Annotated in this window: 24 protein-coding genes and 1 pseudogene; 17 read left to right on the plus strand and 8 right to left on the minus strand. The window is 60.8% G+C overall.

The window, feature by feature from the left end:
- Together GQ59_RS28160 and GQ59_RS28165 are read right to left on the minus strand one after the other, a co-directional pair.
- Positions 1 to 378: SANT/Myb-like DNA-binding domain-containing protein (locus tag GQ59_RS28160; RefSeq protein ID WP_037087748.1), on the minus strand; the 378-nt coding region annotated here is incomplete at its 3' end.
- A gap of 7 nt (positions 379 to 385) precedes the next feature.
- Positions 386 to 1,333, minus strand: coding sequence for a recombinase family protein (locus tag GQ59_RS28165; RefSeq protein WP_084683320.1), 948 nt, complete (start codon positions 1,331 to 1,333; stop codon positions 386 to 388).
- Between GQ59_RS28165 and GQ59_RS32155 the strand changes: the two are divergent.
- The 3 genes and pseudogenes from GQ59_RS32155 to GQ59_RS28175 all read left to right on the plus strand — a co-directional run.
- Positions 1,286 to 1,395, plus strand: a pseudogene (locus GQ59_RS32155) (LysR family transcriptional regulator); the annotation flags it as partial. The gene GQ59_RS28165 and the pseudogene GQ59_RS32155 overlap by 48 nt on opposite strands.
- A 251-nt stretch (positions 1,396 to 1,646) precedes the next feature.
- Positions 1,647 to 2,774: a PAS domain-containing protein gene (locus GQ59_RS28170; RefSeq protein WP_037087749.1), complete on the plus strand. Its 1,128-nt coding sequence runs from the start codon at positions 1,647 to 1,649 to the stop codon at positions 2,772 to 2,774.
- Entirely contained in the window at positions 2,771 to 3,217 is a 447-nt protein-coding gene (locus GQ59_RS28175; protein WP_037087751.1) for a response regulator, read from the plus strand. The genes GQ59_RS28170 and GQ59_RS28175 overlap by 4 nt, the downstream gene beginning before the upstream one ends.
- 71 nt (positions 3,218 to 3,288) lie before the next feature.
- Here GQ59_RS28175 and GQ59_RS28180 read toward each other — a convergent pair whose 3' ends face one another.
- The 3 genes from GQ59_RS28180 to GQ59_RS28190 are packed head-to-tail and all read right to left on the minus strand — an operon-like array spanning position 3,289 to position 5,671.
- Positions 3,289 to 3,840: a hypothetical protein gene (locus GQ59_RS28180; protein WP_037087754.1), complete on the minus strand. Its 552-nt coding sequence runs from the start codon at positions 3,838 to 3,840 to the stop codon at positions 3,289 to 3,291.
- Complete coding sequence (locus tag GQ59_RS28185) at positions 3,840 to 4,883, minus strand: SAM-dependent methyltransferase (protein ID WP_037087757.1); 1,044 nt, start codon at positions 4,881 to 4,883, stop codon at positions 3,840 to 3,842. The genes GQ59_RS28180 and GQ59_RS28185 overlap by 1 nt, the downstream gene beginning before the upstream one ends.
- Entirely contained in the window at positions 4,880 to 5,671 is a 792-nt protein-coding gene (locus GQ59_RS28190) for a DUF1295 domain-containing protein (RefSeq protein WP_037087759.1), read from the minus strand. The genes GQ59_RS28185 and GQ59_RS28190 overlap by 4 nt, the downstream gene beginning before the upstream one ends.
- Positions 5,672 to 5,858: 187 nt before the next feature.
- On the opposite strand from GQ59_RS28190, the gene GQ59_RS28195 reads away from it, so the two are divergent.
- The 5 genes from GQ59_RS28195 to GQ59_RS28215 are packed head-to-tail and all read left to right on the plus strand — an operon-like array spanning position 5,859 to position 10,147.
- Positions 5,859 to 7,232, plus strand: coding sequence for an NAD(P)/FAD-dependent oxidoreductase (locus GQ59_RS28195; RefSeq protein WP_037087761.1), 1,374 nt, complete (start codon positions 5,859 to 5,861; stop codon positions 7,230 to 7,232).
- Complete coding sequence (locus tag GQ59_RS28200) at positions 7,229 to 8,065, plus strand: DUF1365 domain-containing protein (RefSeq protein WP_037087763.1); 837 nt, start codon at positions 7,229 to 7,231, stop codon at positions 8,063 to 8,065. Before GQ59_RS28195 ends, GQ59_RS28200 begins: the two co-directional genes overlap by 4 nt.
- Positions 8,052 to 9,284: a class I SAM-dependent methyltransferase gene (locus GQ59_RS28205; RefSeq protein ID WP_037087765.1), complete on the plus strand. Its 1,233-nt coding sequence runs from the start codon at positions 8,052 to 8,054 to the stop codon at positions 9,282 to 9,284. The genes GQ59_RS28200 and GQ59_RS28205 overlap by 14 nt, the downstream gene beginning before the upstream one ends.
- Positions 9,285 to 9,308: 24 nt before the next feature.
- Positions 9,309 to 9,680 (plus strand): DUF2147 domain-containing protein, encoded by a 372-nt coding sequence (locus GQ59_RS28210; RefSeq protein ID WP_174459639.1) that lies wholly within the window; start codon positions 9,309 to 9,311, stop codon positions 9,678 to 9,680.
- Positions 9,681 to 9,712: 32 nt separating this feature from the next.
- On the plus strand, positions 9,713 to 10,147 hold the full coding sequence (locus GQ59_RS28215) for a DUF2177 family protein (RefSeq protein ID WP_037087865.1): 435 nt from the start codon (positions 9,713 to 9,715) through the stop codon (positions 10,145 to 10,147).
- 158 nt (positions 10,148 to 10,305) lie between these two features.
- Here GQ59_RS28215 and GQ59_RS28220 read toward each other — a convergent pair whose 3' ends face one another.
- A complete protein-coding gene (locus GQ59_RS28220) occupies positions 10,306 to 11,094 on the minus strand; it encodes a DUF4394 domain-containing protein (protein WP_037087767.1) in 789 nt (262 codons plus the stop codon).
- Between the two features lie 203 nt (positions 11,095 to 11,297).
- Between GQ59_RS28220 and GQ59_RS28225 the strand changes: the two genes are divergently transcribed.
- The gene (locus tag GQ59_RS28225; RefSeq protein WP_037087868.1) at positions 11,298 to 11,843 is read left to right on the plus strand and encodes a sigma-70 family RNA polymerase sigma factor; all 546 of its coding nucleotides are present in this window, start codon (positions 11,298 to 11,300) and stop codon (positions 11,841 to 11,843) included.
- A complete protein-coding gene (locus GQ59_RS28230; RefSeq protein WP_037087770.1) occupies positions 11,840 to 12,544 on the plus strand; it encodes an anti-sigma factor in 705 nt (234 codons plus the stop codon). Before GQ59_RS28225 ends, GQ59_RS28230 begins: the two co-directional genes overlap by 4 nt.
- A gap of 90 nt (positions 12,545 to 12,634) precedes the next feature.
- On the opposite strand, the gene GQ59_RS28235 is transcribed toward GQ59_RS28230, so the two are convergent.
- Positions 12,635 to 13,468, minus strand: a complete 834-nt coding sequence (locus GQ59_RS28235; RefSeq protein WP_037087771.1) for a phosphoenolpyruvate hydrolase family protein — start codon at positions 13,466 to 13,468, stop codon at positions 12,635 to 12,637.
- A gap of 109 nt (positions 13,469 to 13,577) precedes the next feature.
- On the minus strand, positions 13,578 to 14,774 hold the full coding sequence (locus GQ59_RS28240) for a Tm-1-like ATP-binding domain-containing protein (RefSeq protein WP_037087774.1): 1,197 nt from the start codon (positions 14,772 to 14,774) through the stop codon (positions 13,578 to 13,580).
- 130 nt (positions 14,775 to 14,904) lie between these two features.
- On the opposite strand from GQ59_RS28240, the gene GQ59_RS28245 reads away from it, so the two are divergent.
- The 7 genes from GQ59_RS28245 (at position 14,905) to GQ59_RS28275 (ending at position 21,302) form a co-directional block, all read left to right on the plus strand.
- Positions 14,905 to 15,570 (plus strand): GntR family transcriptional regulator, encoded by a 666-nt coding sequence (locus GQ59_RS28245; RefSeq protein ID WP_037087776.1) that lies wholly within the window; start codon positions 14,905 to 14,907, stop codon positions 15,568 to 15,570.
- Between the two features lie 85 nt (positions 15,571 to 15,655).
- Positions 15,656 to 16,909, plus strand: coding sequence for an ABC transporter substrate-binding protein (locus GQ59_RS28250; RefSeq protein ID WP_037087779.1), 1,254 nt, complete (start codon positions 15,656 to 15,658; stop codon positions 16,907 to 16,909).
- 61 nt (positions 16,910 to 16,970) lie between these two features.
- Positions 16,971 to 17,891: a carbohydrate ABC transporter permease gene (locus GQ59_RS28255; RefSeq protein WP_432762616.1), complete on the plus strand. Its 921-nt coding sequence runs from the start codon at positions 16,971 to 16,973 to the stop codon at positions 17,889 to 17,891.
- Positions 17,888 to 18,715: a carbohydrate ABC transporter permease gene (locus GQ59_RS28260; protein WP_037087783.1), complete on the plus strand. Its 828-nt coding sequence runs from the start codon at positions 17,888 to 17,890 to the stop codon at positions 18,713 to 18,715. The genes GQ59_RS28255 and GQ59_RS28260 overlap by 4 nt, the downstream gene beginning before the upstream one ends.
- Before the next feature lie 2 nt (positions 18,716 to 18,717).
- Positions 18,718 to 19,809: a Gfo/Idh/MocA family protein gene (locus GQ59_RS28265; protein ID WP_037087786.1), complete on the plus strand. Its 1,092-nt coding sequence runs from the start codon at positions 18,718 to 18,720 to the stop codon at positions 19,807 to 19,809.
- A 14-nt stretch (positions 19,810 to 19,823) separates the two neighbouring features.
- Positions 19,824 to 20,204 (plus strand): cupin domain-containing protein, encoded by a 381-nt coding sequence (locus tag GQ59_RS28270; RefSeq protein ID WP_037087788.1) that lies wholly within the window; start codon positions 19,824 to 19,826, stop codon positions 20,202 to 20,204.
- A 24-nt stretch (positions 20,205 to 20,228) separates the two neighbouring features.
- Positions 20,229 to 21,302 carry an ABC transporter ATP-binding protein gene (locus GQ59_RS28275; RefSeq protein WP_037087790.1) on the plus strand — a complete coding sequence of 358 codons (1,074 nt, stop codon included), beginning with the start codon at positions 20,229 to 20,231 and terminating at the stop codon, positions 21,300 to 21,302.
- Positions 21,303 to 21,438: the final 136 nt, after the last annotated feature.

The raw sequence follows: 21,438 nt of genomic DNA on the forward strand, positions 1-21,438 counted from the left end.
TTCAAATCCTGCCCCCGCAACCACTGAGACTTGTAACATCTTCCATTCCTGCTCACGCTCGGCCAGCAAGGCTTCGCAGCGGCGTAGAAATCTTGTCTTGTCGGCAAGTGACTTGAACTCCCCAGCGGAACGTTTGCGGACAAACTCCGCCGATTGTTGATCCCGCAGCTCCCGCGAGACCTCGCGCCAGGCTTCTTGTGCCGCCAGGATGGCGGCGAGGCGGCCGTGGATGGTCAGTTCCGCCGATTTGCCGTCGGCTGATGGTGCGATGACCACCTTTTGCAGGAGCTGGCGGGTGATTGATATCCAGCTCTCCTCGACACCAGTTTTTCGCGTTGACAGCATCGTCTTGACGGCTGTAATCGCGCTCTGGAGCATACCGGTGTTAAGGGGTGGTGTCACCACGGGTGCGGCTGTTGATGGCGTCGCGGGCCAACTGGCTAGCCAGTGTCAGGCGCTGATGTTCGAGTTCATCGAGCATATGATCAAGCGCGGGGATGGCGGCGTGCCCTGCCATCAGTCGTTCGGCGATCTTCTCGCCGATTGCCTTTTGCTTCGTCACAATTGCGGTGATCTCGGTTCGTAGCCGTTCGGGTTCCACGACTGCCCGTTGCTGTCCTCGTGCAACAGCCGCCTTGATGTCGCGGTTGATGCGGTCGAGATTATCGGCACCGAGCAGATTGTCCGGCACCGCCGACACCACCCGTTCCTCGAGTTCGAAACGGTTGATCGTTTTGCTGTTCGTGCAGACAATTCCGCCGAGATGGTCGGTCGGCAGCTTCTTCTTCCGATTGGTGCAGCCGTAACGATCCTTCGCCATAATGGCATATGGCCCGTAACAATGGGCGCATTCGAGAATGCCGCTCAGCAGATATTGTGGCCGGTGGGCCTTGTTCAGGCGGTTTGTGGTCGTATGGGAGAAGCTCTGTTCGACTTCCAACTGCCGCTTCTTGACCGAAGTCCAGAGCGCGTCTGAGACGATCCGCAGATCGGACTGTTCCCTGACAACCCAATCATCGCGGTCATTCGGGCGCGCGACCCGCTTCTCTGTATCAGGGTTCTTGCGATACTCGCGCCGGTTCCACACGACGCGGCCGATATAGAGTTCGTTGTTCAGGATGCCGGTGCCACGGCTGACATGTCCCCGAATGGCCGTGTCGCGCCACTTGGCTCCGCGAGGTCCAGGTACGGCGGGTATGCGACCGTTGAGTTCGACCGCAATGTCTTTCGGCGATCGCCCTTTGGCATATTCCTCGAAAATCCAGATGATGATCCGCGCTTCGGCTTCATGTCGCGGCGTCTGTTGAGCGCGCGGGTCGCTGCCTTCCTGGATTTTCTAAAGAGGCTTTTCCCAACGGAACGCCCGATGAACTGGCGGCCTACATCGGCAGGTGAGGGATGGCCTGTTCCAAATGCGCACGATCTTCTCGCCCAAGGTGACTGGCAGCGCGCTGAACTCACCGCAGTGTTAGAGCAGACTACCCCCCTTATGCCTCGGAGAGCTTCGAAATCACCGGCGTGCCGGTGTTCTTGCCGCAGGGGGTCTGCGTAATCGAAACGCATATCACTCGGCCAGTTTGATTGCGCTGCGAGGAACTATTTTCCCCGCTGCGACTTTTGTTGCGGGACAACATCGCCGGAACCTTATGCAGAAAAAGGATCAGCACCGAACCGACGCCCGCGACGCGGGCAATCGTCTCGTCGCAGGGCATGCGAGCGAGGACCCATTCGCGGCTGCCTTTAAGGCGACCCGCATGCCGATGATCGTTACCGATCCTCATCAGGCCGATAATCCGATCATCTTCTGCAACGAAGCTTTTCGAAAGCTGACCGGTTATAGCGATGATCAAATCATCGGCCGTAACTGCCGTTTTCTGCAGGGACCAGACACGGATCGGGATACCGTCTCGAGGATCCGGGAGGCGATCGCTGCAGGTCGGGACATTGCTGTCGATATTCTCAACTATCGGAAAGACGGCAGCACATTCTGGAATGCGGTGTTCATAAGCCCCGTGCGGGATGAGGCGGGCTCAATCGTCTACTTCTTTGCCTCACAACTCGACTTCACCAATGTCAAAAGCCGCGAGGCCGATCTGGCCGCCGCGCGGCATGAGGCGGAAGCCGAGGTTGCCAAACATACCGCCAATCTCCGCTCAGCCCTGGAGGCCCGAACGTTGCTTGTTCACGAAGTCGACCACCGGGTGAAAAACAACCTGCTGACGATGGCCTCAATCGTGAAGAAGCACATGCGTGTGACGCGGGACGATGGCCGGAGGCAGACGCTACTGTCCGTCCTCAATCGTATCGAGGCTCTCAGCACAGTCCAAAGAAAACTATTCACGCTCGACGACGTCTCGAAGTTCGACATGTCCGAATTTACGCGCGAGCTGGTGACGGACCTCGTCGATGCGACCGGTCGGAAAGATATACGGCTGTCGCTCGATCTTACGCCCCTGCTGGTGCCGGCGGTCAAGGCGACGCCGCTTTCACTGATCGTGAACGAGCTCGTGGGCGACGCGGTTCGCCGAGGCCTGAGTGATGGGGGAGGCGACATCCACGTCGTCGTCCGGCGTCTGAACGGGCATTTCCTGATCAGGATCGAGGACACGTCCGAGCCGGTAGAGCCCGATGTTGAGAATGCCGAGCTCGGCCGGATGCTGCTGGAAGCGTCGGCCCACCAGCTCGGAGCCGAGATCGAGCGGAAACAGGAAGGGCGAAAAACGATCGTCGACGTGGTTTTGCTCGTTGGCGATCATGAGGAGGATCCCCATTGAAAGTTATGATCGTTGAAGATGAAATGCTGCTCGCCCTGGAGCTGGAGAGCGAAGTCGAGATGGCGGGGCACCAGGTGACAGGGGTTGCCATGAGCAGCAGTCAGGCCCGTGAGCAGATGAGCACGTCGAAACCGGACTTTGCATTTGTTGACATCCATCTCATGGACGGGCCGACCGGGATAGAGGTTGGCCGTGAACTGGCGGCTGCCGGCATCCCCTATATTTTCGTCAGTGGAAACATCAAGAAGATTCCGAAGGATTTTGCCGGCGCGCTCGGCGCAATCGAAAAGCCGTACACAATGAACGGGATGAAGAACGCTCTCGCCTATGTGTCCGCAATCGTCGAAGGCGATGACAGCAACTCCCCGCCAGCTAGCTTGGTATTGGCGGAAGATGCGAATGCTGGAGCCGCGCCGGGTTTTCAGGCCCGGCATAGTCTCTGATCGTCGGATGAAGGCCTGCCGGAAAGCCAAGCCGTAATGACCTGATGGCGTCCTACAGATGAACAGATTTCCTACAGGCGATCTCGAGCACCGGCTTCGGTGATGTGCAGGATTCCGGAATAGCGAATTGCGATGAAGGCCATGAGGCTGGCGACCGCGAACGCGTTAAGGTTCAGCAGGGTCGAAAGGTCGACATCTTTCCATACATGCAGGCTTGGGCCGATGGCGTATCGTGAGAAAACGAAGGCCAGGAACACGAATGCCGCCAATCCGCGTTGCCACCATGCCTCCTCGGCGCGGAAGGAGAGGGCGACCAGCATGATGCAAGGCGCCAGGAAAAGTTCCGTGCCGGAACCGGAGCCGAACAGCTTGGTCGCGAACAGCGTGTCGAGCGTTCCGACCAGCGGCAGGGCGATGCGGGCGGTCGTCGGGGCGCGGCGGGCAATCAGGGGGATGGCGAGGAAAAGTGGCGCGGCAAGCAGGGTGCCGAGCGACGCCGTGACGCCGTCGCCAACCAGATACCAGACATAGAGCGGATAGAAGGGTTTGTTGCCGCAGATCACCCAGGCGATCGTAACGCTCGCCTGAGTCAGCGGGTCGAGCGGGGGGCGTGTGCGGGTCATCACGTGCGCTGTCGAGTCGGAGTTGGGCTGAGGAGATAGTGGCCGACGCCCCAGACATTTCCGTTGTCATGACCGAACAGGCCTGCGGTTGCCAGGAAGAACAGCCGCCACCGGCGCTGCCAAAGTGAGGCATCCCCGCCATAGACCTCTCGGAAGATGGGCTGGATGCGCTCGATCCCGCGATCGAAGGCATTGAGCCAGTCGAGCGCAGTGCGGCGATAATGCGTGCCCGACCAACGCCACTCCTGCTCGACCTTGAAAAGGTCGCCGAACCGGTGCGGCAGATCATGGGCCGGCATGATGCCGCCGGTGAAGAAGTGGTGGGCGATCCAGTCTGCGGGATCGTCGTGGTCGAAGCGGTAGGAGCGGTCCTTGTGGGTAAAGACGTGCAGGAAAAGCTTGCCGTCCGGTTTTACCCAGCCGCGCACGCGTTCCAGCAGCGCGCGCCAGTTCGACATATGCTCGAACATCTCCACTGAGACGACGCGGTCGAAACGTTCATCCGTGGCGAAATCGTTCATGTCCGCAGTGACGACGGTGAGGTTCGTCAATCCGCGTTTCGCTGCGAGATCGAGGATATAGGCGCGTTGCGAAGCGGAGTTCGACACCGATGTGATGCGGGAACCTGGAAACTGCTGGGCGAGATAAAGGGAAAGTGAACCCCATCCGCAGCCGAGTTCGAGGATCCTCATGCCGTCCTGGAACGCTGCGTGCGTCACCGTTTCTTTCAGCGCATAGGTTTCCGCTTCCTCAAGCGTGGTTGCCGGCGTCGGATAAAGACAGCAGGAATATTTCCGCTGGGGGCCGAGCGCGAGGGCGAAGAATTCTGCCGGTACTTCATAATGCTGGCGATTGGCTTCGTCGGTATGGGTGGCGACGGGGAAACGTGCCATCGCTTCCGCGAAAGTCTGTTCTTCCGCAGCCGGCGTCGCGGCCAGCTTTCGCTTGGTACGGCTGCAGAGGAAATCGATACCCGCAAGAGTCATGCTGTCGGTCAAAGGCGCGCGCTCGGCGGTGTTGATGACGAAAGCCAGCATGCTCATGGCAGGTCTCCTTTTCTAAAGGGTCCGGGAAAGAAGGCGTTGACGCGGTTCTGATGGGCGCGGAACTTGTCGCCGCGCGAGCGCAGCATGTGTTCTTCGAGCGGGGGGATGCCGGAGACATGCACCAGCAACCAGTACATCAGCGCCGGCGCGAGCAGCGATATCCATGTCCACGCCGGTGGGGTCAGCGCGAAGATCGGCCAAGCGCACCAGAATAGCCATTCGAAGAAATAGTTGGGGTGGCGGGAGTATCGCCACAGGCCGATCTCGCAAACCTCGGTCTTGGCGGCGGGCGTGCTGCGGAAGCGGGCAAGCTGCCGGTCGGCGCTCGCCTCTCCAGCCAGCGCGACGATGGCGACGAGGATGGCCAGCCCATCCAGCAGGCGTGGGAAGGGTGTGTCATTCGCGGCGGCCAGATAGATGGCCAGCACGAGGACGAAGGCGGCCAGCGCCTGGATCTGCAGAAACAGGAAAAGCCGCGACGGGACGCGATCGCCCCATTCCTCGATCAACTTGAGATAACGCGGATCTTCACCGCCGCCATGGGTGCGGAAGCCGATATGGCTGGCGAGCCTTGCCGCCCAGATGGCGATCAGGATCAGGACCGTCATCCGCCTCCCGAACTCGCCATCGGCGAAGAGCGCCGCCACGATGCCACCAAATCCGACAGCGAGCGACCAGATCGTGTCGATCCAGCCGCTCAGGCCGGTGACGCGCTGCACGCCCCAGGCGCCAGCCATCGCCAGCGACAGCCAGATTGCGATGAAGATCAAAACCTCCATGTCCATCCTTCCACGATCAGTACAAAGGCAACCTCCTCATCAACTACGGGGCCGGCGCCCGATCAGTTTCGCCAGAACGTCAAAAAATCCGAAAAATTTCTGTCGCTCGCGAAACTAAGCGGAACGACGTCTCGTAGGTGCCGGGTGGAGCGAAACAAGACGACAGCGAACACGGCGTGAACGAGAGGAATTGATGACATTCAATCAGAGGGTTTCGGGCGAAAAGCGCCTGAATGTTGCAGTCGTGGGCAGCGGAATTTCAGGGTTGTCTGCTGCCTGGCTGTTATCGCAGCGCCACGCCGTCACGGTATTCGAGGCGGCTGATCGGATCGGCGGTCATAGCAACACGGTGGAATTCGAAAGTGCGGCCGGCCCGGTCGCGGTCGATACCGGTTTCATCGTCTACAACGAGGCGACCTATCCCAACCTAACGGCGCTGTTCAAGGCGCTGGAGGTCCCGACAGCCGCTTCCAACATGTCGTTTGCAGTCTCGATGAATGACGGTGCCTTCGAGTATTCCGGGGGAACGGGGCTCGGCCTTCTGGCGCAACCGACCAATGCGTTCAGCCCGCGCTTCTGGTCGATGATACGCGATCTGCTACGATTCTATCGCAATGCGCCGCGCGATCTGGCGATGATGGGCGGCATTTCGCTCGATGACTACCTGACGCGCAACGGCTATGGCCGCGCCTTCCGCCACGATCACCTCTATCCGATGGCGGCGGCAATCTGGTCGACTCCAACCATGGAAGTTGGCGCCTATCCGGCCGCCAATTTCGTGAAATTCTGCTGCAATCATGGACTCCTTGAACTTTGGGATCGGCCGATCTGGCGCACGGTCAAGGGCGGTAGCCGCGAATATGTGGCGCGGCTGACCCGCCGATTTTCTGACAGGATCAGGCTGTCGACGCCGATTGCGGCGATCCGCCGTGACGACGGGCAGGTGGACATCCGCGATGCGCACGGCAACAGCCATGTCTTCGACGAGGTGGTGATCGCTACCCATGCGGATCAGGCGCTGCGCATGCTGTCGGATGCCAGCGAGGATGAACGGCGCATTCTCGGCGCCTTTCGGTATTCCCGCAACGAGGCGGTACTGCATAGCGACGCGAGCCTGATGCCGAAACGGCGGGCCGCGTGGTCGAGCTGGAATTATGTCGCCGATACCAGAGACGGACCGACGCAACCGTCGATCACCTACTGGATGAACCGGTTGCAGCCGCTCGGTCCTGCGCCGCCGACATTCGTCACGCTCAACCCCCGTCGCGAACCGCGCGAGGAGACGGTCATCCGCCGGGAGGTCTGCGAACATCCCGTGTTCGATCTCGGGACCGATCGGGCGCAGCATGAGGTCTGGTCGCTGCAGGGCGTGCGCAACACCTGGTTTTGCGGCGCGCATTTCGGCTCCGGCTTCCATGAGGACGGTATCCAGGCCGGGCTTGCGGTGGCCGAAGATTTGGGCGGCGTTCAGCGCCCCTGGCAGGTGGCGCAGGAAAGTGGGCGCATCGTTCGCAAGCCTCTGATCCGGCCGATTGATCTGCCGATAGACCTGGAGGCGCTGACATGACTCTATCGCTCCAGTCGGCCCTGTTTCCCGGACATGTGACACATGTGCGGCTGAAGCCGAAGGAACACCGGCTGTCCTACAGGATCTATTCGCTGCTGCTCGATCTCGACGAGCTGGATGCGCTCGACAAACGGTTGCGGCTGTTTTCGGTGGATGGTTTCAACCTGTTTTCGTTTCGCCGAAAGGATCGCGGCGATCGTTCGGGCTCTGACCTGAAGGACCAGGTAGAGCGTTCGATGCGATCGGCCGGCATCGAACCGGATGGCGGGCCGATCCGGCTGCTGACAATGCCGAGGGTGCTTGGCTGGGCCTTCAATCCGCTGAGCGTGTTCTTCTGCCACGGTCGCGACGGCGCGTTGCGGGCAATCCTCTGGGAAGTGGACAACACCTTTGGCGAGCGCCACGGCTATATGATCCCGGTCGTTGGCCAGGGCGACGGCGGGGAGATCTTCCAGTGCTGCGACAAGGCGTTTTACGTCTCTCCTTTCATGGAGATGGATCTCCGCTATAAATTTCGGGTCGCGGCGCCGGGCAAACACCTTTCCATCCGCATCGACACCTTTGACGCCGACGGGCTGGTGCTGACGGCCCGGCATCTGGCAAAGCGCCGCGAACTGACGGATATGGCCCTGCTCAAGGCATTCCTCGCTATTCCGCTCCTGACGCTAAGGGTGGTCGGTGGCATTCATTGGGAGGCGTTGAAGATCTGGACGAAGGGCGTGCGCCTGCGGGCGCGCCCGCACCTGCCCGAAGAAGCGGTTTCCTTCATTCGCCCGCCTGTAGGCGAAAGCGTGCATTCCGTCCGGAGGATTGAGACCAATGAGCCAGTTTGACGATTCCTCGCGCTTCCCCTTTTGCATGGATATCGAGGAGGGCAAGCCAGGCTTTGGCGGCCGACTGATGAAGCGCCTTATAGCCGGTCTCCGCCATGGCCGCCTGCGGGTCGTATTGCCGTCCGGCGCAGCGGTGGAAGCGGTCGGCTCGGAGCCAGGCATGGATGCGACTATCGTGATGCGCCGCTGGCGCATGCTGCGTCGCCTCCTCACCGCCGGCGATATCGGTTTTGCTCAGGGCTTTTTGGAGGAAGACTGGACAACGCCGGATTTGACCGCAGTTATCCGGCTGGCCGCCCAAAATGCCGATGTGCTGGCGCCGGCAATCGATGGCAACGTCCTCATGCGTTCGATGAACCGGGTAGGCCATCTGCTGAACGCAAATTCAAAACGCGGTAGCCGCCGCAACATCGAAGCGCATTACGATCTCGGTAACGACTTCTACAAGGAATGGCTTGATCCATCGATGCTCTATTCCTCGGCGATTTTCGATGAGACGACGCCGAGCCTCGAAGCCGCTCAACAGAAGCGGCTCCGCCTTATTCGCGAGAAACTGATGCTTAAAGGCGGCGAAAGGATTCTGGAAATCGGTTGCGGCTGGGGTGCGTTGGCGATCGATCTCGCGACAAAGGCCGATGTTCAGGTGACCGGCATTACGCTGTCACCTGCACAACTGGTCTGGGCGCGCAATACGACGGCAGAGGCAGGCAAGGCGAGTAAAGTCAATCTGCATCTCCAGGACTATCGCAATGTCACCGGTCGCTTCGATCGCATCGTGTCGATCGAGATGTTCGAGGCTGTAGGCGAGGCATACTGGCCAACCTACTTCGATACGCTGAAGCGCTGCCTGAAACCCGACGGCCGTGCGGTCCTGCAGATCATTTCGATCGAGGAAAAGCGCTATGAAGCGTATCGCGGCAGCATCGACTTCATTCAGAAGTATGTTTTTCCCGGCGGCTTCCTCCCATCTGACCGCGCGCTTGAGACCGCGGTTGCCACCGCCGGTTTGAAGCTGGTGGAAGTCGAGCATTTCGGAAAGTCCTACGCCAGAACGCTGCGGGAGTGGCGGACGCGGTTTCATGCGCATTGGCCGTCGATTGCCGCGCTTGGCTTCGACGAGCGCTTCAAACGCCTCTGGCACTACTACCTCTGCTACTGCGAGGCCGGCTTCGAAGAAGGAAGCATCGATGTCGGCCTCTACACGATCGAACATGCGTAACAACGTGCGAACGGGAATCCGAGCATGATGAAGATGACGGTAGCCGCTGCCCTGTCGACGCTCTCCGCTTTCACCTTTGCCGATGCCGCCGATATCGGCGGCCAGTGGGCGCGCGGGGATGGCAACGCCAGGGTGAAGATCGCGCCATGCGGATCGGATATCTGCGTGGTCAATACGTGGATCAAGCCGGGCACACCTAAGGAAAAGAAGGGCGACAAGCTCGTCATGAGCATAAAGCCGGGCGCTGGCGGCGTCTATTCCGGTACGGCCTTCGATCCGCAGCGTGACATGACCTATGAGCTTACAGTGACGGTACAGGGAGACAAGATGACCACCAAAGGGTGCATCGTGGCCGGCCTTTTGTGCAAAGGCATCGATTGGACACGGCTCAAGTGAGCGAGGAGGATTACGAAATGAAGAACGTCGGCATGAAGCGTGTTCTTGCGGCCTATATCGCGACGCTGGCCGTCTTCGTGGCAATCGACTTCGTCTGGTTGAGCGTGATGGCAAGCAAGCTTTATCAGCCGGTCATGGGCGATATGCTGGTCGCCGATTTCAGGCTTGTGCCTGCCGTTGCCTTCTATCTGATCTATATAGCGGGCCTGACGTTCCTGGCCGTGAGGCCGGGATTGGAAAAGGGCTCGCCGTGGCAGGCTGCACTCTCTGGAGCAGTCCTCGGCTTTACGGCCTATGGGACCTACGACCTGACCAATCAGGCTACCTTAAAAAACTGGTCTACACAGCTCACCCTTGCCGATCTTGCCTGGGGAACGATCCTGTCCGGGACGGCTGCGACATTCGGCTGCTGGATTGCATTGCGCGCATTCGGGTCGAAAAGTTCCGTCTCGGGAATATCCAGATGACGTCAAGCAGTCAAACGGCGCCATTCGGTGTCATCGATAACGTTGTTCTGCCGAAGATATAACTTGATGCAATCCCTTATGGGAAAGGCCGGTGCCCCAGGGGGCGTCGGCCTTTCCACTCCGCATCGACTGGACGATCGACCGCGCGCGTTACCGCGTTACATCGCCGGAAGAACGGCGATGTCGCGGATTTCGTTGTCGAGCCCGGTGATCGGGCCGACCACCGTCGCCGCACCGGTTTCCAGATTGACCGTATAAAGTGTCTTGGATGCCGCGAGATAGGCGGTGTTCTTGCCGTCCGCCGTGCCCTGAATATCGAAAGCATAGGCCGCAGGCTTGTCCTTGAGGCCAAGCTTGCCGATCGCCTTCAGCGTGCCGTCATTCGGCTTGGTCTGCTGGACCAGCGCTCCGATCGTCGCGTCAATATTGTACATCGCCGTCTTTTCCGGCTTGCCGATCGAGTTGGTATAGGCGGCAGCGACGATGTTCGGGGTCTCGCCCTTGTGCATGTCGCCCTCCTCGAAGGCGAGCAGGCCATCGACTGTAACAGCGCCCGTGTCAGGATGGACTCTATGGTTGGTCGTGCCGGTCATGAAACGAAGGCGATCCGCCATCGGGTTGAAGTCGGCAACGACTGGCGACTGGGTCATGGTCAGCATCTTGTCCATCTTGGCGACATCGGTAGCTGCGCCCGTCTCTAGGTTGATCGAGACGATGCGATGATCCGGGGTGATGCCGATCACGGTCTTGTTGCCGGGCCGGAAGTCGATACCGACGAGCTTGTCGACGCCGGTCACATCCATCTTCTTGGAAATGGCAGGTTTTTCCGTATCGAACATGACGAGGGTCTTGTCGCCAACGAGTGCGAGGACGGGGGCAGCGAGTGCGGTCGATGCCATCGCGATCGAGGCTGCCGAAACGATCAAAGCGAATCCAATGGTCTTCATGTCTTTCTCCCGAGTTGATCCTATTGAAAGTCGTCTGGCGCGCGGCTCTCGACGCTTCCTGAGTTGAAGACACGGCGGCAATCCCGTTTGGATGCAGGCCGCGAAAAAATAAATGCGAGATGCATCCATCCGACCCTTCGGCGGGTATAGCTTTCAAAGCCGACTGCTTTCGCGGTCGCTATTGGGAGAAATTATTGATGCTGATGGGCTCCGGGCCGGACGATCTCGATACGGCACTCGCTGCTTGCGCCAACGGTGATCGCAACGCGCTACGTGTCGTCTTCGATCGCGAGGCAGGACGTCTGATCGCGGTCGCCGAGCGCATCGTCAGGCGTCGCGAACTTGCGGAAGAGGTCGTGCAGGACGCCTTCATTCGTATCTGGACTCATGCCCACCAGTACAATGCCGACCGCGGGTCCGCGCGTGGCTGGATATATGCGATTGTCCGCAACCGGGCACTCAATCTCCTGCGTGACGGCAATCGCGAGTTTACGGTCGAGGAGGTGGAGACGATTCGGGAAAGCGAGCAGGCCGATGAGGTTATGGCGGCCTGGCAAAGGCTGGACCGCAATTCCCGCCTCTACGATTGCCTTGGCGCGCTCGACGAGACGAAACGGCGCGGCATCCTGATGGCCTATGTCGGCGGCTATTCGCACGGCGAGATCGCGGCGCGACTGCGCATTCCGCTCGGCACGACAAAATCGTGGATCAGACGCGGCCTTTCGGCTTTGCGGGAGTGCATGGCATGACCGATGACCGCAGGGATATCCTGAGCATTGCCGATGAATATGTCCTGGGCCTGCTCGAGGCCGCGGACGCTGCGGAAATCGAGGTTGCCATGGAGCGCGATGCCGATCTAAGAGCGGCAATCGCCGCCAGCCGTGAACGCTTCCTGCCACTCGATACGGGCGTGTCGCCTGCTGCCGCGACGGAGGAGCTATGGCAGCGCATCGAAGCAGCCTTGCCTGCGCAGGATCGAAGCAGCTCTGCGTCCGGAATAGCAAACGCCAACGACAACCGAAAGAACGGTTGGCGATTGGCCGCGATCTCCGCCATTGCCGCCACCTTGGTGCTCGCCATTGGTCTTGCCTACAGCGTGACCCGGACGGTCGAGCCGCTTGTCGTTGCGGTCCTGATCAACGAGGCGGGCGAGGTTCAGGCGGTCGTCGAGGATTTCGGGAACGAGCAGGCCACCATCCGCCTCCTGGCCGACTTTACCGTCCCCAGAGACAAGACGATCCAGGTCTGGACTTTGCCATCGCGGGAGATGGGGCCCATATCACTCGGCCTGATCGACGGAGTGCGCTCGGCACGTCTTGATGGTCCCGCATTGCCGACACCGAGGAACGACCAGCTTTATGAGATCACTTTGGAACAGGCCGGCGGATCGCCGACCGGTCGACCTACGGGACCAATCCTGGCGAAGGGCCTGGCGAAATTGCCGCGATAGCATTCCTTCCGGTGAATTTTTGAAGCCGAGTGGCGCGTTGCTCGATAATTGGCCACGAGAAGGCGCGCCGACATCGCTTGCCGGTGGCAGCTACCTTCTAGCTAGGCTGCTGAAAGCCTCGATTTGCGCTTTGATCGCCTGTTCCGTAGGTAACCGCTCCATGGAACTCGCGCCATAGAACCCGTCGCAGCCCTTGCAGCGGGAGAGCACGTAGGCGGCGTCTTCCGGCATGGCGATCGGGCCTCCGTGGCATAGCGTGATGACGTCGTCCCGCACCGAGCGGGCCGCGTCCGACCAGGCATTGATGCGTTCGACGCATTCGTCGAGCGTGACGGTCGTCTCGGCCCCGATCGCGCCGCCGGTCGTCAGCCCGAGATGGCACACGACGATATCCGCCCCGGCCCTGGTCATGGCAATCGCGTCGCTTTCTCCGAAGACATAAGGTGTCGTCAGCATGTCCTTCGCATGGGCGCGCGCGATGATGTCGATCTCCAGGTCGAAGCTCATTCCGGTCTCCTCCAGATTGGCGCGGAACGTGCCGTCGATCAGGCCGACCGTCGGGAAGTTCTGGATGCCGGCAAACCCCATGGCTTTCAGTTCGTCCAGGAACAGGTCGGGTAGCATGAAGGGGTCGGTGCCGTTGACCCCGGCGAGAACGGGCGTGTGGCGCACCACAGGAAGTACCTCGCGGCCCATGTCCCGCACAATGTCGTTGGCGTTTCCATATGCCAGGAGGCCGGCCAGAGAGCCGCGGCCGGCCATGCGGTATCGGCCGGAATTGTAGATCACGATCAGGTCGATGCCGCCGGCTTCCTCGCTCTTGGCGGAAAGGCCGGTACCGGCGCCCCCGCCGATGATCGGCCGCCCGTCGGCGATCTTGCGGCGCAGGCGATGCAGGATCTCGTTGCGTGAATGGCGTGTCATGATTTTTCCTCTGAGTAATTCCCGCCAAAGTAAGCAGCGGTTTGGCGTCCGGAATTGCGTAAAGACAATGGATAGAGAGTTCCCGCAGTTCGAAAGAAAGCGAAAATTCTCAAGGGGTGATGTCGCGAAAACTGGCAGCAAGTGCGGCCGCGAATTCACGGCTGTTAATATGGGCGTCGACCTCGATCAACTGCCGGTTCGGGGCCGCCTGCCAGCCATCGCGGATGGTCGAAAACAGGGCTTCGTCTGCGGCGGGATCGTGAAACGGTTGCCCCGGCGCATCGATCGCCGACACACCTTGCAACGGCAGGAGGAAGCGCACGGCCCCATCCATGCGGTTCAGCTTCTCCACGATAAAGGCACCGATCTGCCGGTTCTCCTCCGGTGTGGTACGCATCAGCGTCACCTGGGGATTGTGCACATGCAAGCGGCGGTCGCGGAATTCGGCCGGCACGGATTCCTTCGCGCCGAAATTTACCATGTCCACGGCCCCAACCGAGCCGACATAGGGCATCTTCGTCCGAATGATGGCACCGAAACGATCCTCCGTCGCGGGAAACACGCCTCCGACCAGAAGGTCCGGAACCTCCGTCGTCGTGACATCGATGACCGCCTGCAACAGGCCGGAATCCGCCAGCTTCTCCATCGACCGCCCTCCGACGCCGGTGGCATGGAAGACGAATAGCTCGTGGGTCTCGCCCAGCATATCCCTCAGTTGCGTGACGCAGGCGGTCGTCACACCGAACATCGTGATGCCGACGCCCGGCCGGTCGTCGGCGGACAGGGCTGGCGGGTGCAGCGCCATGCCGGCAACGGCATGGGCGGCATTGCCGATCACCTTGCGGGATATGGCGTTGAGGCCCGCGATATCGACGACCGAATACATCATGGCGATATCGTTGGGGCCGACATAAGGGGCGACATTGCCTGATGCCACCGTCGATACCATCAGCTTCGGCAGCCCCACGGGCAGGCCACGCATGGCCTGGGTGACGAGCGCGGTGTTGCCGGTGCCGCCCAGCCCGAGAACGGCGCCGACATCGCCGCATTCCTGCAGGAAGACGGTCAGCGCCTCGGCCATGGCGGAAATGGCCGTGCCGCGATCGGTCTGACCGAGCACGCCGGCGGCGCCCGACGGATGGCGTGCTGCCACTTCCCCGGCGGCGACATCAGCGCCCGGATGCGCATCCTGCGTGCCGACATCGACCAAGATCGCCTCTGCGCCGGCCTGTCTGGCTGCGCTCCTGGCATAGTCCAGCTCCGCGAACTTGGTGTCGCAGGTGCCGACGATATAGACCTTTCCCATTGTTATTCCTCCCGTTTTTATGCCGTCTCCTCACGGCGAAGCGGATTTTTCAGAAAGCTCCACTTTGCATATTGTATATTCTTTTGGATATTGCATACTTGGTTATCGAAATCCAGACGGAAATGAAATCATGAATGCTCGGCACCACCAGACGCTTCGAGAGCGGATCTACGAGGAGATCGTTCGCCTGATCGTATCGGGAGAGCTGCCGAGCGGCGTATCGATCGACGAGAAGCTGCTGACGGACCGGCTCCAGGTAAGTCGTACCCCATTTCGCGAGGCAATCGGTACGCTGGCAAAGGAGGGGCTGATCGAGATCAAGCCCTATCGCGGTTTCTTCGTCCGGAGCTTCAGCCAAAAGGAGGTCGGGGATCTCTACGAGTTGCGCAAGACGCTGGAATGTTTCGCTGTGGAACTGGCGGTGCCGCAGATGAGCGATGCCCACATCGCCGGTTTCGAGCGGATTCTGGACGAGGCCGTTGCGGCGTTGCGGCGCGGGGATCTCGAGACCTACGGCACCCGCGACCGGGAGTTCCACGAGACTATCGCCGAACTCTCGGGCAGCGCGCCTCTCATCGAAACGCTCTCGCGGCTCGCCCTGCAAATTCAGATTTGCCGCGCTATCGCCAACGAAAGCAAGGAGTTTGCCGAACGCGCCGCGCAGGAACGCGATCAGATCCTGCAGGCGTTCAGGGCGCGCGACATCCCGCAGGCAAAGGCGTTGATGCATGCGCATATCAGCGACGTGCAGCAAGCGGTGCTCGCGCGCTTCAAGAAGGAAACCCCGGCGTCATAACCGGGCGACGGAAAGGGGAGGGAGGTCCCCCTTTTCCAACAAACGGGAGGCGGTCCACGCGTGGCTCGCTCAAGAGGAGGAAACAATGCTGAAATTTCTTGCAGGCAGCGTCGCGGCAGTGGCCATTTTCGTCAGCGGCGCCGTCGCCAATGCCCAGACGCTGAAAATGTGGGGCCCGGAGCAGATCACCGAACCGCTGGTCGCCGAACTCTGGAACGGCATCAAGGCGGATTTCGAGAAGGCCAATCCCGGCGTAAAAGTCGAGTTCATGCCGCCGACCGGCACGATCAGCAATGGTGCGGTACAATCCGCGATCCAGTCCAATGTAGGGCCGGACGTTATCCTGACCAATTCCGGCATCGGCCGGATCAGCATCGTCAGGAACGCCAAGCAGGTCATGCCGCTGACCGAGCAATACGAGAAGCGCGGATGGAAGAACCAGATTTATCCCTGGCTCTATACCGAGCTAAAGGGGCAGTTTGGCGGCGAGGTCTATGAAGTGCCCGACGGACTGGATGCGCTGGGCATCTGGTATCATAAGGATCTCTTCGCCCAGGCCGGCTGGAAGGTTCCCGCCACCTGGAAGGAGTTCGAGACCCTGCTGGCGGCGATCGACGCCAAGGGCCTGCAGCCGATCGCCATCGGTCCGCGCACCACCGGCAGTGCTGGCCACCTGTTCGGCAACCTGCTGCAGTCAGCCAGCGGCAAGGAGACGATCGGCAAGGCCCTGCGCAAGGAAATCGCCTGGGACGATCCCAAGGTCGCGGCTGGAGCCGTGCGTCTGCAAAAGCTGGTCGAGGCCGGCTTCATCAAGAAGGAGATGGCGGGCCTCGATCTCGATGGCGCCTCGCGGTTGTGGTTCAACAAGCGCGCGGCGATGTTCGTCGCCGGTCCCTGGTTCACCGCCAATGCACGCAAGGCCGGATATGATCTCGTCAATGCCGGCTACGCGCCCATGCCCTCGGACAATCCGGGCGAGGCGATCCCGACCGGCGGCGTCGGCTGGAGCTGGCTCGTGCCGGTCAATTCCAAGCAACCTGATCTGGCGATGAAATGGATCGATTTCATGCTGTCCGACCCCGTGATGAAGAAACGCGCCCAGGCGCCGGCCAGCACCATGATCTATCCGCGTGAACTGACCGGCATCGAGCCGCCGACCCCCGTGCTCAAGGAGATCTTCGCGGCCGCAGCCGCAGGCGTCGGCTACAATCCCAGCGTCTACCTGCCCGCCACCGTGCTCGACACCTATTTCCAGGTGATCCAGGGGCTGATCTCCGGGCAGGTCACCGGCGAGGCCGGAATGAAGCAGATCCAGGCAAAAATGGCAGAGGCGAAATAGCGTGATCAATCGTGAAACGCCCGGGAGCAGCACTGTTGCTCCCCTTGGCAACCGTTCGGCAATAGCCAAAACGGCAACAGTCGAGGCGGGAGGGTCCGTAGCCCGCCGCTTCGACAGCCACGACACCGGCAGCGCGCTGTGGTTGATGGCGCCTGCCCTGGTGCTCTACGCGATCTTCAGCCTGTTGCCGATTGCTGCCACCTTCTGGCTGAGCTTCAACAGTTCGGCCGGTTTCAACACGGCCTCCAGCTTCGTCGGCCTCGACAATTATGCGGCCACAGCGGCCGATCCCATCGTCTGGCAGAGCCTTTGGCATACCTTGCTTTGGCTGATCTACCATGTGGTGCTGGCCGGCGGCCTCGGGCTTGCGCTGGCGCTCGCCATCAGTCGGCTGAAGGTCACGCAGGTGTTTTTCCGCACCGCCTTCTTCCTGCCGCATCTGGTGTCGCTGGCCGTGGTTGGGGTCATCTGGGCGAATATCTACGATCCGTTCTACGGTCTTCTCAACACCGCGCTGACGGAACTGGGGCTGGGCGCCTTCACGCAAGGATGGCTCTCGGATCCGGCTTTAGTGCTTTTCTCAGTCAACGTCGCAAGCTCATGGCAGGGGTTTGGCCTCTACATGCTGCTGTTTATTGCCGGCCTGCAGAACATCGACCACTCGCTTTACGATGCTGCGGAGGTCGATGGTGCCTCAGCCTGGCAGAAGCTCGTGTACGTCACTTTGCCGGGACTGCGGGAAGTGACCACCTTCGTCGTGTCGCTGGCCATGATCAACGGCCTGAAAGGCTTCGCGACCGTCTTTGTCATGACCAATGGAGGGCCGTTCTATCAGAGCGAGTTGATCACCACCTACATCTACAGGCTGGCCTTCCAGTCGCAGGATCACGGGCGGGCCGCGGTGCTGTGCATCCTGCTCAGCCTGCTGGCGATCGCCATCACCCTCGTCTTCAACCGCTGGCGTGCGAGGCTTTCGAAATGAGTACCCGTCACCGCGAATGGCCCGTCGCGCTCGGCCTCGCTCCCGTCATGCTGCTAATCCTGGCCCCCTTTGCCTGGCTCATCGTGTCGAGTCTCAAGACCGAGGCCGAGATCGGGCAGGCCGATCCCTATGCCTGGCCCGCCGACCTTATGTGGCGCAACTATCAGGATGCCTGGCAGATCGGCGGCTTCGGGGAACTTGTCGGCAACAGCCTGCTCAATCTCGCAGGCGTCGTGCTCCTGACCCTGCTGACCTGCGCGCCCGCCGGCTATGCCCTGGCGAAGATCCGCTTTCCCGGCCGGGAATGGCTGTTCTACACTTTCATTCTGGGGCTGACGATCCCTGTCCAGGCCATCGTCATCCCGCTCTATCAGGTGCTGTTCGGCCTCAACCTGGTGAACACGCTGTCGGGCATCGTGCTGGCGCAGGTGAGCAGCGGCATTCCCTTCGGCATCTTCCTGATGCGCAGCTTCTTCATCAGCGTGCCCGACGAACTGATCGAGGCCGCCAAGATCGACGGGGCATCGCATCTGCAGATCCTGACCAAGGTGCTGCTGCCGATCTCGACGCCGGCAATCCAGGCGCTGGTGATCATCAGCGCGCTATCCACCTGGAACGATTTCTTCCTGCCGCTGATCGTGCTGATCAGTCCCGAGGTGCAGACGCTTCCGCTCGGCCTGGTCAGGTTCGCCAGCACTTACGCTTCCGAATATCGGCTGGTGTTTTCCGGCACCGTCATTTCCTTCCTGCCTGTCATCATTCTCTACATCCTGATGCAGCGCCGCTTTACCGAGGGCCTGACACAGGGTGCAATCAAGGGCTGACCATGTCACATCATGTCCAGCGGGAAATCCGCTATAATTTCGAATTCGACAACCGCATCAAGGCCTGCTTCATCGGCGCCGGCGGCCATGCCTATCGCAATGTTTATCCGGCCCTGCGCTATGCGCCGGTCGAACTGCTCGGCATCTGCGATCTTGATGTCGACCGCGCGGCCAAGTTCGCCAGGCTGTTCGGCGCGGAGAGAGCCTATAGCGATCACCACGAGATGCTGGCGAAGGAAAAGCCCGACCTGGTATTCCTGGTCACGGCCTACCACCCAGACGGGCGGGTGCAGGCAACCGACCTTGCGCTGGATGCGCTGAAGGCGGGTTGCCATGTCTGGATGGAAAAGCCGACCGCGGCCAGCGTCGAGGAGATCGAGCGGCTTATGGCGGCCAGCTCCGCTGCCGGGCGCATGGTCATGACAGGCCTCAAGAAGACCTTCTTCCCGACGATCGAGAAGCTCAAGGACCTGATCGGCTCGCCCGAATTCGGCAGGCTGACCTCGATCAACGTGCGCTACCCCCAGAGCCTGCCGGCGCCTGGCGAGCGCGGCGACCTCGTCAAGATGCAGAGCTTCCTCGACCACATCTACCATCCAGGCTCGATCCTCAATTTTCTCGGCGGAGAGATCGAGCGGGCAAGCTACGAGTGGGAGGCGGTGACGGGGGCGACCATTACCAACATCAAGTTCCGCTCTGGCGCGATCGGCACGCTGCATTTCGCTGCCGGCCAGTCCGGCGCCAGCATGTTCGAGCGGGTCGAGATCATCGGCGAGGGCGCAAACGCCGTCGTCGAGAACGGCAGCAAGCTCACCTATTTCCGCAAGGCAGACCTGCCGAGCTATGGCCGTGCGGCGAGCTTCATCCAGCCCGACGCCAACGCGGCCCTGGTCTACGAGCCGGAGCATTCGCTTGGACAGCTCTATAACAACAATCTCTTCTATCTCGGTTACGTGCCGGAGATCCTGCACCTGGCCGACGCGATCCAATCCGGGCGCCCGATCACCAAGGGAACGCTCGAGGTCGCGCGCGAGATCATGAAACTCTTCGAATTCTACCGACGCGCCGATGCCGGCGTCACCATCAATCTTTGATCCGGGAGCCGCACATGACGGAAAGCGACATCATCTTCAGGAAGGCGGGCGGCGAGTTCGTGCCGACATCCTGGGGCGAATTGAACTGGAAGATCAGCGGCGAAGGCACGCCGGGTGCGGAAATGACCTTCGGCACCTGCCGCATCAATCCGGGCGAACGCAATCAGCTGCATTCGCACCCCGATTGCGAGGAAATCCTTTATGTCGTCTCGGGCAGTTGCGAACACAAGCTCGGCGACGCGCTCTATGTGTTGCAACAGGGCGATGCCATCCGCATTCCCCGCAACATCCGCCACTGGGCGCGAGCGCTCGGTTCCGAGCCGCTGTTCGCGCTGATCATGTTTTCGTCCGGCCAGCGCACCGCCGTGAACCATGAAGGCGAGGGGACGGCCTGAAGGTCGCCCGGGAGGAGGAGAGGCATGGCTTCGATTGCATTGCAGAATATCCGGAAGAGCTACGGCAGCCTGCCGGTCATCCACGGCGTCGACATCGCCATCGAGGACGGGGAGTTCATCGTGCTGGTCGGCCCATCTGGTTGCGGAAAATCCACTTTGCTCCGGATGATAGCCGGGCTGGAATCGATCAGCGACGGCCGGCTTTCCATCGGGGGAACCTTCGTCAACGACCTCAGATCCAAGGATCGCGACATTGCCATGGTGTTCCAGAACTATGCGCTTTATCCCCACCTGACGGTCGCCGAAAATATGGGCTTTTCGTTGAAACTGCGCGGGGTGGCCAAGGACGAAATCGCCTGGCGGGTCGACAATGCGGCAAGAATTCTGGCGCTGCAACCCTATCTTGACCGTCATCCGCGCCATCTCTCGGGCGGCCAGCGCCAGCGCGTGGCAATGGGCCGCGCCATCGTTCGCGATCCAAAGGTCTTCCTGTTCGACGAGCCCCTGTCCAATCTCGATGCCAAGCTGCGCGTGGCGATGCGGGCGGAGATAAAGGAACTGCATCAGCGGCTGAAAATCACGACCGTCTATGTCACCCATGACCAGACGGAGGCGATGACTATGGCGGACCGCATCGTCGTCATGCGCGACGGCATGGTCGAGCAGGTCGGCACGCCGCTGGACATCTACGACAATCCCGCGACGACTTTCGTCGCCGGCTTTATCGGCATGCCCCCCATGAACCTGATCAAAGGCCGCATTCAGTCCGACGATCCCAGGATTTTCCGGACTGCAAGCGGCGTTCCTCTGCCGCTTCCGCCCGACAGGAGGCTTGCGGGCGGTGATCGCGAACTGATCTACGGTGTGCGGCCGGAAAAACTCCTCTTGGTCACGCAAGGGGGCATTCCCGCCCATGTCGCGATAGTTGAACCGACGGGGTCGGAGACGCAGGTAACCGTCCGGGCGCAGGATCAGGATCTGACAATTCTGCTGCGCGAACGCATCGCCGTGCGTCCCGGCGACACGATAAACATTGCTGTCAGCGCGGCCGATATTCATCTTTTCGACGCGGCCACGGGCCGGCGTACAGAGGGATAGCAAGGAACCGACACGGACTGCGCAGGTGGATTGCTGAAGCTGCGATGGCGGAGCAGTTCATTGATATTCAACTATGAAAATCCGGTCGTTGGTTCACATCGGTTCAAGGCGAGCAAGCTTGAAGGCGGGTAAAACC

The sequence above is a fragment of the Neorhizobium vignae genome (assembly GCF_000732195.1).
Lineage (GTDB): Bacteria > Pseudomonadota > Alphaproteobacteria > Rhizobiales > Rhizobiaceae > Neorhizobium > Neorhizobium vignae.